The 13119-nt window shown below is 42.2% G+C and carries 15 protein-coding genes and 1 tRNA gene; 9 read left to right on the forward strand and 7 right to left on the reverse strand.

Translation table 11 applies throughout. The features are described 5' to 3' along the window. Positions 1-35: 35 nt before the first annotated feature. From radC to MU515_RS02505, 3 genes are read left to right on the forward strand one after another with little or no spacing between them, the layout of a single operon-like run. Complete coding sequence (radC, locus tag MU515_RS02495) at positions 36-512, forward strand: RadC family protein (protein ID WP_260258797.1); 477 nt, start codon at positions 36-38, stop codon at positions 510-512. Then, on the forward strand, positions 509-937 hold the full coding sequence (locus MU515_RS02500) for a DUF2787 domain-containing protein (RefSeq protein ID WP_260258798.1): 429 nt from the start codon (positions 509-511) through the stop codon (positions 935-937). Before radC ends, MU515_RS02500 begins: the two co-directional genes overlap by 4 nt. A gap of 46 nt (positions 938-983) precedes the next feature. Next, positions 984-1427, forward strand: a complete 444-nt coding sequence (locus tag MU515_RS02505) for a DUF2787 domain-containing protein (RefSeq protein WP_260258799.1) — start codon at positions 984-986, stop codon at positions 1425-1427. A gap of 250 nt (positions 1428-1677) precedes the next feature. On the opposite strand, the gene MU515_RS02510 is transcribed toward MU515_RS02505, so the two are convergent. Next, the gene (locus MU515_RS02510; RefSeq protein WP_260258800.1) at positions 1678-2196 is read right to left on the reverse strand and encodes a ribonuclease HI; all 519 of its coding nucleotides are present in this window, start codon (positions 2194-2196) and stop codon (positions 1678-1680) included. A gap of 26 nt (positions 2197-2222) precedes the next feature. Between MU515_RS02510 and MU515_RS02515 the strand changes: the two genes are divergently transcribed. The 4 genes from MU515_RS02515 to MU515_RS02530 all read left to right on the forward strand — a co-directional run bounded on the left by MU515_RS02515 (position 2223) and on the right by MU515_RS02530 (position 5232). Then, positions 2223-2474 carry a hypothetical protein gene (locus MU515_RS02515; protein WP_260258801.1) on the forward strand — a complete coding sequence of 84 codons (252 nt, stop codon included), beginning with the start codon at positions 2223-2225 and terminating at the stop codon, positions 2472-2474. Between the two features lie 140 nt (positions 2475-2614). Then, on the forward strand, positions 2615-2950 hold the full coding sequence (locus tag MU515_RS02520) for a hypothetical protein (protein WP_260258802.1): 336 nt from the start codon (positions 2615-2617) through the stop codon (positions 2948-2950). Positions 2951-3055: 105 nt separating this feature from the next. Beyond that, positions 3056-3751 carry a hypothetical protein gene (locus tag MU515_RS02525; RefSeq protein WP_260258804.1) on the forward strand — a complete coding sequence of 232 codons (696 nt, stop codon included), beginning with the start codon at positions 3056-3058 and terminating at the stop codon, positions 3749-3751. Continuing rightward, positions 3751-5232 carry a hypothetical protein gene (locus MU515_RS02530; protein WP_260258805.1) on the forward strand — a complete coding sequence of 494 codons (1482 nt, stop codon included), beginning with the start codon at positions 3751-3753 and terminating at the stop codon, positions 5230-5232. Before MU515_RS02525 ends, MU515_RS02530 begins: the two co-directional genes overlap by 1 nt. Before the next feature lie 40 nt (positions 5233-5272). Here MU515_RS02530 and MU515_RS02535 read toward each other — a convergent pair whose 3' ends face one another. Further along, positions 5273-5911 carry an inovirus Gp2 family protein gene (locus MU515_RS02535; RefSeq protein ID WP_260258806.1) on the reverse strand — a complete coding sequence of 213 codons (639 nt, stop codon included), beginning with the start codon at positions 5909-5911 and terminating at the stop codon, positions 5273-5275. Positions 5912-6290: 379 nt separating this feature from the next. Here MU515_RS02535 and MU515_RS02540 point away from each other — a divergent pair, with 379 nt between their 5' ends. Continuing rightward, on the forward strand, positions 6291-7187 hold the full coding sequence (locus tag MU515_RS02540) for a hypothetical protein (protein ID WP_260258807.1): 897 nt from the start codon (positions 6291-6293) through the stop codon (positions 7185-7187). Between the two features lie 46 nt (positions 7188-7233). Here MU515_RS02540 and MU515_RS02545 read toward each other — a convergent pair whose 3' ends face one another. From MU515_RS02545 to MU515_RS02565, 5 genes are all read right to left on the reverse strand, one after another. After that, positions 7234-7443: a helix-turn-helix transcriptional regulator gene (locus MU515_RS02545; protein ID WP_260258808.1), complete on the reverse strand. Its 210-nt coding sequence runs from the start codon at positions 7441-7443 to the stop codon at positions 7234-7236. A 92-nt stretch (positions 7444-7535) separates the two neighbouring features. Further along, positions 7536-8768: a tyrosine-type recombinase/integrase gene (locus tag MU515_RS02550; RefSeq protein WP_260258809.1), complete on the reverse strand. Its 1233-nt coding sequence runs from the start codon at positions 8766-8768 to the stop codon at positions 7536-7538. Positions 8769-9080: 312 nt separating this feature from the next. Then, positions 9081-9168 (reverse strand) — tRNA-Ser (locus MU515_RS02555). A 144-nt stretch (positions 9169-9312) separates the two neighbouring features. After that, the gene (locus tag MU515_RS02560; RefSeq protein ID WP_260258810.1) at positions 9313-9762 is read right to left on the reverse strand and encodes an L-alanine exporter AlaE; all 450 of its coding nucleotides are present in this window, start codon (positions 9760-9762) and stop codon (positions 9313-9315) included. Between the two features lie 240 nt (positions 9763-10002). Beyond that, positions 10003-12426 carry a hybrid sensor histidine kinase/response regulator gene (locus MU515_RS02565; protein ID WP_260258811.1) on the reverse strand — a complete coding sequence of 808 codons (2424 nt, stop codon included), beginning with the start codon at positions 12424-12426 and terminating at the stop codon, positions 10003-10005. A gap of 120 nt (positions 12427-12546) precedes the next feature. On the opposite strand from MU515_RS02565, the gene MU515_RS02570 reads away from it, so the two are divergent. Beyond that, positions 12547-13119, forward strand: a complete 573-nt coding sequence (locus MU515_RS02570) for a UPF0149 family protein (protein ID WP_260258812.1) — start codon at positions 12547-12549, stop codon at positions 13117-13119.

Consider the following 13119-nt stretch of genomic DNA (forward strand, 5'->3'; position numbering starts at 1 on the left):
GAATTCATTCCATGACTGATATAGGGAGCCTGAATATGTCTAAATTTGACCGCTACAGTCGTTTGTTACCTCAAAAAGAATATGAGCACCGAGTGCTCGAAGAAGCCGCTGAAATACTCAAAGATCGCTATATTCGCGGTGATGCTTTTTCAAGTCCCACTGCAACCTCAGATTACTTACGCTTTAAATTGGCAGGGTATGAACATGAAGTTTTCGCGGTTATGTTTTTGGACAATCAACACCGATTGATTGAGTTTAAAGAGCTGTTTCGTGGCACGGTTGATTGCGCAAGTGTTTACCCTCGCGAGGTAGTGAAAGAAGCACTGCAAGTTAACGCCGCAGCGGTGATCTTCGCCCATAACCATCCTTCGGGCGATCCTGAACCATCACAATCGGATAAGCGGATCACTGAGCGTTTAAAAGAAGCGCTCTCGCTGGTGGACATTCGAGTGCTTGACCATTTCGTGGTAGGTAACAGTTGCGTCTCATTTACTGAGAGGGGGTGGTTATGATCATTAGTGATTACCAAGGTGTCCAGTTGCCAGTCAGTTTTTGTAAAACGATAAGTAACCTATTGAAGCACCATGTGGTTCCAGGTGATGCTAAGCGCCTAGTATTCAACTTTAGAGATCCTACATACTATCGAACCCGGATTGGGCTACATCCTGTCGAAATACAATTAAGCAGGGACAATGAGCACTCGCCTTGGTCATTGGCGTTTATCGCCAGCTTTTCTTATCAAAGCGATAGTGCTCAATCCCTTGATGTTGAGTTGTACTTTCACTTACGTAACCATTGGTGTTACCAACCCGATGCTGGCACTGCTGATCTCTTACAGCCTGCTGTTTTAGATCTTTTCAACACTTGGTGCACCGCACTAGAGCGACACCTAAATCGCCGAGCATTCAGCGATATCCAATTGAGCCAAATCCGTTAAACCCTTTTCTATTCAATTTAATCTTACTCTCGTAGGAGGCTTTACCATGTCTGATATTCTATTCACCCCATCAAGCTTACCCATCGCCAACTCTTTACATACACTGCTAAGAAAAACCCTAACTGAACACATAATGCACGATGAAGCTCTTGCCACCAGCCAATCTATTGTCATGAATTTTCGTGACAGTTCTTACAACGAAGAAGATGGCGGTTTTCATCCAGTAGAAATCGCTCTTTGCCAATTAGGAGATGGCCGCTGGAATATTGAATACATCACCGACTTTGCTTATGTCGGAAATTATTACCCAGAACTTGAACGCAGCTTAGATTTTGATTTTCGAGCTCAATCCTTTTATGCACCTTACTGTGGTTGGGGACCAATCAAAGGGAGCCGTGCTGCGATTCAACTCTATAACCTATGGGAAAGTAATTTTCTCGTTTACACGAACATGAACGCTTATGACGAGATCTCGGTTAAGCCGCAATGAAAGATCCATGGCTCCATCATTGGAAATAGAAATTCATTAACACTATGGATTGATGAGTTCACTAAACACATTAGGTTGAAGCTATAAGCCAAGTGTTTGTTCGGGATGAAAAAGATTGCCGATATAGTGCGCCCATTTCTGGGGTTCTATATCGGCATATGCGTTTACAACCACTCGCCCTTCGCGCTCGTTAAAGCACAATAATAACAATGACTTACAATTATCAAGGTTAACGAAATATCTATATTAGTTATAAATTGGAAAGTGCTTGTTTGGCCATTTCATACGCTTCTATCATAGCAGGATGACCACATGACGTTGCTCTGAACAATTCGATATATTTCTCTGATCGAAGTGCATCGACTTGCTGCCATAGATGACGATTGGCCACCGGTTTTTTGTCTGACTTTCGCCAACCTTTTTGCTTCCAGTTATCGATCCACTCGTTAAACCCACGAACACAAAAATCACTGCTGGTATAGATGGCATCACCATCACGTGCATATTGCATACTTTCCAACAGCGCAATCAACTCTAACTCAGCATTATTGATGTAACCCTGCATGGGTAAACACTGTTGGTCTATTTTACCTGCCTCGTCATACACCACTAAACCAATTCCACCACCCTCAGTGGAGACCGTGACTGCGATATACAAAGCGCATGATTCATTTTTCATTATTCGTACCTTTTCTGTTTCGACAACGCATCGTGCTTGCCTCTCATCAGATATGGAAACGATGTGAAAAATAAAGTGCGCTGGCCACACACGGTCCTAATTCATAAGGAGACTCTATGACCACTTTGTCACCATTTCGGGAGGCGCTTTTAAAAGCCTTACTGAAAGCTGCGCTAGCAAGCTATCACCATCTCAGTGCTCACTACCAACAGGTCAAGCGTGAAATGATTGACCTGAGCGACCACGATTTATTTGAAGAAACAAAACGCCATCCTGCGCTACATCTTCACTGCCTCTTAGCCAGTCTAGAACTCATGCACCGTGGATATTATCTCAGTGATATTCGTGATGTAAGAAATGACTCCTAACCTCACAGCGACATCAATATGCGCGCCATTTCACAAAACCATATCAACCAATTTGGGTGAGACATTATCTGTCTCACTCGTCCGTATTCTTTCATCAATCAATAGCATCGTGTTCTACGTGCAGATCGAGGATAAAACAAATGAGTAAAAGCAACGTATTACATCACGTTGATGAACAGTCTCTTAATGACCTTATTCGTCGCCATGAATCATTCACTTTAACGAATGTGAAAAATTTCAACCAGGCGGTGAAGAAGGTAGAGCAACTAATAGAAAAACAAGGGCTTTCGTGTCGTGTATATACCGCAGGTCGCTCTGCAACCATGGCAGCGGCTTTGGCCTCCGGCCCTGCGGTCATCTTTGGCTTAGCCTCTGCAGCAGCCATTGCGACACACAAAATAGTCACCTTAAACCCTGATTACGAGATCGCTAAGTACCCACTGACTGACAAGCTTGTAGTGAACTTTAAGAAGTAACCCTTACTAGGACTGTGTGGCCACCAGTCCTCCCATTTTTCCCGCTATCACTCCAAACATTGATGTCTTGGGGCTAGATAAGTGTGCTTAAAATTTGGTGGTCCTATGTCTACTAGCACAAATCGACAAAGTACCGAGCATCTCGAATTGATATTCGAGATTTATTCTCTAATCCCCACAACACGAAAAATAACAGCACGTGAACTGCACCTTGCGCTTAACGATAAAGGGATTGCGCGAAGTAAACGTACTGTTCAGCGTTGCCTTGATTGCTTATTGACTTACTTTGATGTTGAACAAGATGCGACAAGCAAACCTTATGGCTATCGCCGTACTGCGAATTCAAAACTGGCTTTAGGTCCTCGTGAACACATGGTGTTTTTGTGGGCTGAGGCCTACTTAAAAACGCTTTTACCACCTTCTTACCATCTCATGGTAGACAGTGCTTTTACACCTTTTAGCACTTCAAGTACTAAACGCAAACTGATCGATATTCGACAGTCCGAATCTTCTCGCACCAAGGAAACAAGCAGTATGGTTTTTGAAACCTTATGTACTGCCGTGTTTTACCAACGTGAAGTTAGGTTATCACTCATAAACGTACCTCAGAGTCTGTATATCAATCCATTGGGATTTATCGTGGAGCAAGGCCATCTTTACCTTGCATACCAATATCAAGATACCTTTCACGTAGCGCTCATCGATGAGGTTTTGTCTGCGTATCTCACCACTTTTGCTTATCACTACCCCAACAATTTTTCACTTAACAACATTCCCCTCTCTAAGAAGGAACTCACATAATGAAACACACAACGATAAAATCGACCATGGGCATATCTGGGTTATTACTACTCGCCGCATGTGGCGGTGGTAGCGATAGTAACAGAGGTAGTACTATTCCAAGTACGTCTGCCAAAGTTGGCGGTCTAGCTATTGATGGTTATGTTGAAGGTGCTACTGCATTTCTCGACTACAACTTCAATGGTGTCATGGACGAAAATGAACCACGTGATATCACTGACCAAAACGGACGCTTCGATTTTGCTATTGAAGAAGATGACTTAATCTGTAAAGAGTACTCGCCAATTATCGTCGATGTACCTGCTGGTGCGTACGATAGCGATTATGGCTTAGTCGATAAACCTTATCGCTTAACCTTGCCGCCTTCATTTGCCTCTGACAACGTAGGTGAAGATGTATTCGCAACCACTCCATTCACTACCGTAATTTGGTCTGCTGTTGAAACGGACCTGTTACAAAGTGGTGTAAGCAACTGTAAAGAGTTGGCTACCGATACCGAAGCACAAAACAAAGTTGCACGTCTAGTTGCTGAGAAGGAATATGAGTTGGGTAACCGCTACAACATTCCTGCTGACGAACTATACGCAGACTTCATCGCTTCTGGTAATACAGAACAGCATCAACTAGCTCAGCTTCTAACTGGTGGTCTAGCAAAAGGCTACTCAGAAACTTCAGCCCTAGTCGATGCGCACCCTAACGCTTGGAAAGCTACGGTCGAGTACTACGTAGAGAAAGATGAACATGGTGAGTTCACTAAGTGGTATCGTGAAGAACGCGTGTTAGACGCAGACTCTCATTTGCTACGTGTGTATGAAGTATCAGAAGACCTAGAAACTTTAGGGCGCTTGATTGTATACCGTAACAAAGTTAAAGCTGAAGATGGTGCTGTATTGAAATACACCGATGATCTAATCGACTACATCCCTGAACTTAACAAGTATGGTTGTGGCTTGATGAACGATTACGTACAGAACCCTAAGGACTACGGTAACGACACCGTTACGTTCTCTGTACAAGCTTCTGTTCTAGTTGACAACCATACTGCATGCGCTGATCCGTTAGTGTACACATCGAGTACGCCTTACGCTAACGTCATTCGTGAATTGAAAGATGGCAATGTGTTACTACAAGCTGGTATGTGGGGATTCGATTACGGTAACGATGCCGTTATCGATGACCTAATCAGTGATGGTCTATACTCTAACATCACGGACCCAACAGTACTGGACCAGTTCTCAACTTGGAACTTTGCTCAAGACTCAACTGAATCTTACGGCGCATCACGTTGGACTCGTACATCTGTTGTCAACACATCAGAGAAAAACGTTATCACTGACGTGAACAATAAAGGCATCTGGATTGTACGTACCACTTACCCTAACGGAACACACAAAACTCAATGTGGTGACTCTTTAGATACGTTAGTGGACGTAGCTCATATGGGTATGTGTGAACAACTACCCATAGTGCCCGCTAACTAATCATAACGAGTTGAGAGGGGGTCTATCCCCTCTCATTTTTTTATTTTATTGAGCAACCAAAATTTCTATTTCCAGTTCCAAATTGCTTGGTGCGTACTTTGGCAAAGTAACTAAGACGGCGAAATAGCTCCTCAAGAACAGAAGAAGACTTAAGGCTGTTTACATCGATGTGGTATACACAATTGTCAGGAAAGTGCACTAAACGACCGCCATCATCAAGATCAGTATCTAATGCCCGACACCATGCCGTTTTAATTTTGTGAGATAGGTTGTTTCGGTAAGAGAATGACCCCAGGCTGTTATATACATCCTTGTTAAACAACAGAACAAGGTGATAGTGATGATGTAACGCTTTATCTTTTTCCTTCACCCATACATATCTTAATCGACATTTCCGCTTCGGTTTCCCTGCTCTTTCTTTCCTTCTTAAATCAGCCTGTATTTGCGCATCCAACGAAGCAATGAAATTTTTCATCAAATTTGATTCTTCCTTCACCATTAAAAGTGGTAATCGCAAATCGACTCTTACCGCCATCGTTCTAGGATGATCATCCAAAGCTAAATCGAGCGTGTCATAAATCCTTTGTAGATAATCAACTAACAGCCCCTCTTTTTGTTTCAAAACAGGTAGGCCATTGAACTCATCATTATGAGTGACTTTCTTTTTTTGTGTTTTCATTTTCTATACCTCTGGTTGGTTCGGTATAGAAAGGTGGATGGTTGTTAAAAATAATTTCACTCTGCCATGTAGGTATATTAACCATAACCGCAATCCCCGATCTAAACTTTAGATAAGAAAAGACTTGTTCCTTATCAACCTCGAAACTAGACCATGCAAAACAGTTCAGATAAGCGTAACAATGCAACTTGCTGGTCAATCTGTTCAAAACTGACAACTCTGAAGTTACGATCTAAGGAAAATTGTGGGAATAGCATCAAAAAAACGAGCTTACATCAGGAGAAAATTTAGACATTGAATAAAATTTGACCACTAAAACGTTACAATCATTCATCCTAAATGCTACTTTGTTACTATCAAAAAACTACTAAGTAGAAACATGAGTCAGCCGAACGAAGAAACACTTAAGAGTTACTTAAAAAAATTATCTCAAACATCACTTGAACAAATAATAATCAGGGGGAATCGAGAAGGTTGTTTAGAAATTCCTGAAGATATAATTTCTTTAAATCGAAAACGTTTACCTGAACTCATTGAAGAAGGGTTAGCAAAGAGCTCAACATTAAGGTCTAGCAATAGCAGCGTTGCAATAGCAATAATTAGCAGAATTGTCGAGGATATAATTAGCGAGGATTGCCTTGATTTTTTAGATTCGGATGACAAATCAATACTGGTATTTATGCTTATGCGTTTATCGATAGAAGATGAACTATCCTACGCATTATCAGATGGCATTATGCAATGCTTTGACATGACATCACTAAAGATTAAATTAAAAACATCCATACTTTCAATAAATGAAGATCCTGAAAAAATAAAGTTGCTGATAAGGATTTATAAAGATGATTACTTTTTGTCAAAAAAATACTTTAATTTCAAATGGTTAAAAAATGACAACAAAGAACAAGCGAGATGGGCTGTTGAATACATATCAGAAAATAAGTTGATTTTGGAAGAATACGACAGCCTCCCTTTAAACTTAATTACGGAGAAAAATTACGTCCCTATCGTAGAAGGTATTTTCCATTCTTTGTGCTTTTGTGAGCGGGAGCAAGCTAAGTTTTACGAACGGTTCAAGCGCGCATGGAGCCAACACAAATTCAGAAAAAAAGCTGAAAATGAGAATAAAGTTAGCGTTAGCTTCTTAATGAAAAATGAAACAAAAAAAAGACTTCAAGAAGTTGCCGATTTCCATGAAACAAGCATGATTGATGTAATTGAACAACTAGTCAATTCCTCTTGGAAAGCTTTCAATGAAGGCCATGATTCTCTGTAGATTCTCTGAGTCATCGTCAATGAGGGCATAAGCGCCCTCGAATAAATCATAACTCAGCATAGCAATATCTATCGTTAACACGCTGCTGAATCCATTCCTGCACCTCACTCTCTACCCAAGCAACAGCACGTCCACCAAGCGGAACTTGCGCCGGAAACTGGTTTGCTTCGATAAAGCGGTACATACAAGAACGTGATAAGCCAGTCATGCCAAGCACTTCATTTAGACGGATCAAACGGATAGTTGGTTTAGACATACATACCTCTTCTGTGTGTGAACATCACATAGATAACATATGCCTGTAAAAATTTTGAACGATAGCAAGTGGCCGTATAATACGGCCATAAATCAGATAACCTGGCTTAAATGACGTGAACCTGTAACGCTGTAACTTCCATAACTCGATTTGTTGATATGTTCACTCCACCAGCTCATTAATTTACGACGTGAATCCAAGTAATCAGTGCGGTTGTAAGCTTTGCGTATTTGATTTTTGTCTGTATGGGCAAGCGCAGCCTCAATCACATCTGCATCAAAGCCTTGTTCGTTAAGTGTAGTACTGGCTAAAGCTCGAAGGCCGTGAGCTGTCGTCCTATCTTTAAACCCCATCCGCCCTAGTGCTTTGTTGGCTGTTTCAGAATCAGTTGGGACCTTAGGATTGCGACTCGATGGAAATATAAACTCTCGATGTCCGCTAATTGGCTTGATCGCTTCAAGAATTGCCAGAGTTTGCGTCGTAAGTGGAACTACATGCTCACGGTTCATTTTCATACGTTCTTTCGGGATAATCCATAGCTGGTTTACCATATCTATTTCTTCCCAGCGAGCGCCTGACGCCTCATTAGGGCGAACCATGGTATGAAGCTGCCATTCAATCAAAAAGCGCGTCACGTACTGAATATTGGCTGTTGCTACCGTGCGAATAAGTTCATGCATCTCATGAGGCTGTAGCGCTTTCATGTGCACTACTTTGTGTTTCTTGAACACATCACGGATACCAGATAATGGATTAGAATGAATCACTCCGCTGTTTACAGCATAATTCATGATCTCATTCATCAGTTGGGCGGTACGTTTTACAGTTTCTAATAAGCCTTGTGTTTCAACGGGACGCAACGCCGCAATAGCGATAGGCGCCGTGATTTTGTTAACGGGTATTGTGCCTAGCTTAGGAAAGGCATAGAGCTCCAATTTGCGCCAGTTACCATTAAGAGTCTTCTCTTTTATCTGCCCTTCCTTTGCAGCCTTCCACTGCTCAGCGACAAACTTGAACGTCGCATTTTGCTCAACAATAACTTTGGCTCTTTGCTCTTCTTTGGCCAACTGAGGATCAATACCATCCGCAAGCATCTTTCGAGCCTCTAACGCTTTCTCCCGTGCTTCTGCCAAAGACATATCTGGATAAGTACCAAAGGAAAGATAAGTGATTTTGTCCTGACCAGGTCGTTTATAACGAAACTGCCAAGAACGTGAATTGCTTGTACGCACGCAGAAGTAGAGATTGCCGCCATCAGATAAGCGATAGAGCTTATCTTTGGGCTTTGCCGTTTGGACTTGCCTAGCCGTGAGATTATTCGCCATTTTGATCCCTCAAGTAATACCTGAACAAAACTCAATTTTCGAAAAACCTAGGTATTACTTTTGGTCTATAACTGCTTAACTTACATAAAGTTAAAGATCGAACTGATAGAGAAAATGACGATAAAGTAATACCTGATTTAGTGCTCAAAAGTAATACTAGCATCAAGTAGGAATACTGGGTATTACTTTAGGTATTACACTAGACAAGCGCTTTTACGACACTTTATGGAACGCTACGAAACCGTAACTTATTGATTTTGAAAAGTTTTAGATAAGAAAAAAGACGTCCTGAGACGTCTTTAAACTTGAATGTGGCGGTGAGTGAGAGATTCGAACTCTCGATACGTTGCCGTATACACACTTTCCAGGCGTGCTCCTTCAGCCACTCGGACAACTCACCGAATCAAATTGTGGTTAGCGCTGTTGGCTAACGAGGCGCTAATTTAATGATTATAACCAGTTAGGTCAACCCTTAACGAGAAAAAATCGCGATAAGATGAGCTAACTGGTTACGGAGTAACTGATATGACGAACAATCCACCAGCTACACTTGTGAGTAGTAACCCGGCACTTTAAACCATTTACGACACATATCTAGGAAGTAGCCATACACCACGCCCATACCACATGATACCACTGCGTTAGACGCCACTGCCGTCATGATTTGCTCTGAAGATGCGCCAACTACCAACAAGATGCCTGCGTAAACCGGTGACTGGAATAGTACATAAGCGATCAAATCGGAAAGATTTTTAATACGGCCTGATGCAGAGAATCTCGCACCCTGTCGTAATACGAAGTCTCTAAAAATGCCGTATGGCCATGCAATGGCGATGTTTACGGGGATCGATAACGTTCGCGACGCCAACGACTGTTCAAACGTCATACCCGAAACGAAGATCTCAATGATCATGCCAGAAATAAAGCAAAACACCACCATGGCAAACGTATCTGCTGCAGCGTGGCGAATACAGAAAGGACCACGAACTTTCATACCAAAACCTCAAAACAAATCACTATTAACTACAACAAAGAACAATATAAATCACCACGATTATACGACCATGGCAGTTTGTTGCGCTATTAGAACATGAAAATATTAGATTTAGATTCTATTTTTGGATAAGTTTGGTAAATAAAGAACTGGTTTTGAAAATAAAACTAGAGAAAATGACTACTATTAGCCATTCACTCCAGAAATCATTGTAAGTTGAACCAAAAATGTAATTTATTTTCAGTAGTCTTTGAGTAAAACCGTGAGAACATCAAGTTGATGTGAGGTAGGTAGCTCTTTTTCTTCAAGCAAGGAGGAGATTAATGCGATCAAGTTCTCAGTGGAATCATGGGCAACTGACACAACGTGCTCCAAAATCACATGAAGGATTCGTGAAACCTCATCGTAAAGCTGATCTTCAACTGCAATGTGTAAAGAAATCAGCTGTTGTTCAGTATTGAACTCTTCTTTGGCGGATTGAGATGTCGGCACTGAACTGAATTGGTAAAGCTTGCTTGAGTAGCGGTGTAGTGCATCGTCGAGCTCTTTTTCATTAATCGGCTTAGATATAATGTAATCAACACCAGCCACTAACATCCTTTCGCGAGTTTCTTTAAATAAGTCAGCCGTACAGCCGAAAATAAGTGTGTTGGCTTGTTTCACCTTAAGCGCTCGAATTTCACTTGTGGCGGTAATCCCATCTTTTATTGGCATGTGATTATCCATTAAGATCAGATCGTACTGCCCGCTCTCCACTTCTTGTACTGCCGCTTCACCATTTTCCACGCAATGGCATTCAAAGCCTTTACTGCTCATAAAGGTTTTGATGATGATGGTATTGGTTCGGTTATCTTCCACAATCAGAGCTTTAAGCCCGGTGTAGTCGAGTTTGCGGTGTTCGACGATTTCAAGCTCCCCTGGCGGGCAGATTTCCATATCAAGCAAAATGTCGAACGTAGTGCCTACCCCAACCGTACTTTGCACAGAAATATCGCCATCCATCAGTTCGGTGATTTGCTTTACAATCGCAAGGCCAAGCCCCGTCCCACCGAAGCGTCGCGTGGTTGAAGACTCAGCCTGTTCAAATGGATTAAAGATTTTATGTTGGGCACTCTTATCAATGCCAATGCCTGAATCTTTCACTTTAATGTTGAGGAAGTTTCGACCATCGACGGTAACCTCATCAAAATGGGCTTCAACTGAGCCTGTCGCAGTAAACTTAACCGCGTTATTTAGAAGATTAAACAGCACCTGTCTTAAGCGCGCCTTATCGGAGCGATACCAGCGCTCTTTTTCCACATGATTGATAATCTTGAACTCTAACCCTTTTTCAGAGCACAAGGTGTAATACACACTGTTGATACTGCCAATGATGGACTCAAGTGGAAACTCTGCTCGCTCTAGCTCTAAATGGCCTTGCTCTATCTTAGAAAAATCAAGAATTTCATTAAGTAGCAACATCATATGGTCGCCTGAATCATAGAGCGTTTTAAGATGCTTACGCTGCTCATCATCCAAATCGGTTTTGAGTAAAATTTGTGCTGTACCTAACACACCATTCATTGGTGTGCGAATCTCATGGGATATGGTTGCCAAAAACGCGCTTTTCGCTTTGGTTGAAGCTTGAGCTTTGCGCTTCTCTTGCTCAAGGAAAACAGTCTTCTGATTAAAAGCGTCAATCAGATGTTTGATTTCATCTTTACTCTGGTAGCTAAAATCAATGATGCCGCCTTCTTTGGAGTCATCGACCTTTTTAGCGATGATGGCAATAGGCTCGATCAAGTAACGATTGATCACCACATAACCAAACAGCACACAGACGATCATAATTGGCATCAGGCCAAACTCTACCTTACCCACCAAATCGTACACTTGCTCTGTTACCAAACGTTTGGCATTCACCACATCAATATTCCAATTGAATTGACCAAACTGATTACGGCTGATGTAAATGTCTTTGGTGATTTGGAAGTTGTGCTCGGTAATGACATCTCCGTAGCCATCACGCACTACGACTCCCAAGTTGTGTTCTTCCGCATGCAGGCGAACAAACTCGACCAAGCTAACCAATGCGACATCTATAGTCGCAACCCCAGCAAACTGACCTTCGACATAATAAGGGGCGGAAGCGGTGATCATCTGAACGTGAGTAAATGGATCAATATAAACCGGAGACCAACTCACCGTGCCTAACGGCTTATCAACCACTGAGGCATACCATGATTCATTATCATAGCCACCAGATTCTGGGTTATCCCACGAGTAGATCCTGTCCACTACACCATCACTAGCGCGATTAAAAAACAGGCTTTTGTATGGCGTTTGCTCATCAACTGAATAGGGAATCGGCCATAAGCCACCACTTACAGCAACACCATCGACCACAGAGAAGAGTGATTGAAGCATCTCGGCTTGCAAGGGTTGGGATTTACCCGTGTTACCGATACTGACAATACTTTGCAATATGCCAAGCGAGCTATTAAGCGGCGCTTCTATTTGACTTGAAATGATTTTGGTTCGGGAATCAAGGTTTTGTACCAACTGATCGCGTATTGGTGGTTCAACTACAAGGTAGCTCACGGTACCCACCGTTGCTAATACAATAGCAAGGTAAGCCGCCAACGCTAAGATGCTTTTCCTTTTGAGCGAAGATCGTATTTCCATAACCAACTGAATTTTTGATGTTTATGAAAAATTATAGTCAATAGTTGGTAACAGCAACCTATTTTTGTGTGATTGGTGCTGTTACTATTGTTTTTTTGAATCTAGCTATCGGTAACCATTTTGATACTACAACAACTTCTCTCTTTGCCAGAGCTACAAGATAAACTGATTAATGAAGCGAAATCTCGCGGTTTTATTACCGCTATGGCTGCCGCTCCTCACACCTTAGACCCTCATGAATGGCTACCGTTCTTATGGGGTGGCGAAGAAGTCGCACCGTTTCAAGATGGCGAACAGCTAGAGTGCTATATTGAACAAATCATTGCGATTTGGAATGAATACCGCCCAGCGCTGCTCAACAACGCTTGGCAATGGCCTGAAGGTTGTGAGTTAGACGAAGAAGAAATTGTTTCTGAGCAAACCCGTGATTTCTGTGAAGGCCTGCTTCAGGGCTGGCAACTAGCGCGTGATGATTGGGAATCCATCATGCCAGAAGAGAGTGAAGATAACGCCCTACTAGGCGGCGTGCTACTTTCACTGAGCATGCTTTACGATCCAGAGACCTCAATTGCAACACTTGCAGAGCAAGGTATTGAGGGTCTAGAGCAGTTTGAAGAGATCTTCAACGCGATCCCAACAATGCTTTCTGGCTTAACGATGCGTGGCGTGCAGCTAGTAGAAGCTAACGCATAA

It is taken from the genome of Vibrio intestinalis (assembly GCF_025195085.2).
GTDB lineage: Bacteria > Pseudomonadota > Gammaproteobacteria > Enterobacterales > Vibrionaceae > Vibrio > Vibrio intestinalis.

Bases quoted from the DNA above. Each gene is read 5' to 3' on its own strand.
- radC (WP_260258797.1), top strand. From the start codon at position 36: ATGTCTAAATTTGACCGCTACAGTCGTTTGTTACCTCAAAAAGAATAT.
- MU515_RS02500 (WP_260258798.1), top strand. From the start codon at position 509: ATGATCATTAGTGATTACCAAGGTGTCCAGTTGCCAGTCAGTTTTTGT.
- MU515_RS02505 (WP_260258799.1), top strand. From the start codon at position 984: ATGTCTGATATTCTATTCACCCCATCAAGCTTACCCATCGCCAACTCT.
- MU515_RS02515 (WP_260258801.1), top strand. From the start codon at position 2,223: ATGACCACTTTGTCACCATTTCGGGAGGCGCTTTTAAAAGCCTTACTG.
- MU515_RS02520 (WP_260258802.1), top strand. From the start codon at position 2,615: ATGAGTAAAAGCAACGTATTACATCACGTTGATGAACAGTCTCTTAAT.
- MU515_RS02525 (WP_260258804.1), top strand. From the start codon at position 3,056: ATGTCTACTAGCACAAATCGACAAAGTACCGAGCATCTCGAATTGATA.
- MU515_RS02530 (WP_260258805.1), top strand. From the start codon at position 3,751: ATGAAACACACAACGATAAAATCGACCATGGGCATATCTGGGTTATTA.
- MU515_RS02535 (WP_260258806.1), bottom strand. From the start codon at position 5,911: ATGAAAACACAAAAAAAGAAAGTCACTCATAATGATGAGTTCAATGGC.
- MU515_RS02540 (WP_260258807.1), top strand. From the start codon at position 6,291: ATGAGTCAGCCGAACGAAGAAACACTTAAGAGTTACTTAAAAAAATTA.
- MU515_RS02545 (WP_260258808.1), bottom strand. From the start codon at position 7,443: ATGTCTAAACCAACTATCCGTTTGATCCGTCTAAATGAAGTGCTTGGC.
- MU515_RS02550 (WP_260258809.1), bottom strand. From the start codon at position 8,768: ATGGCGAATAATCTCACGGCTAGGCAAGTCCAAACGGCAAAGCCCAAA.
- MU515_RS02560 (WP_260258810.1), bottom strand. From the start codon at position 9,762: ATGAAAGTTCGTGGTCCTTTCTGTATTCGCCACGCTGCAGCAGATACG.
- MU515_RS02565 (WP_260258811.1), bottom strand. From the start codon at position 12,426: ATGGAAATACGATCTTCGCTCAAAAGGAAAAGCATCTTAGCGTTGGCG.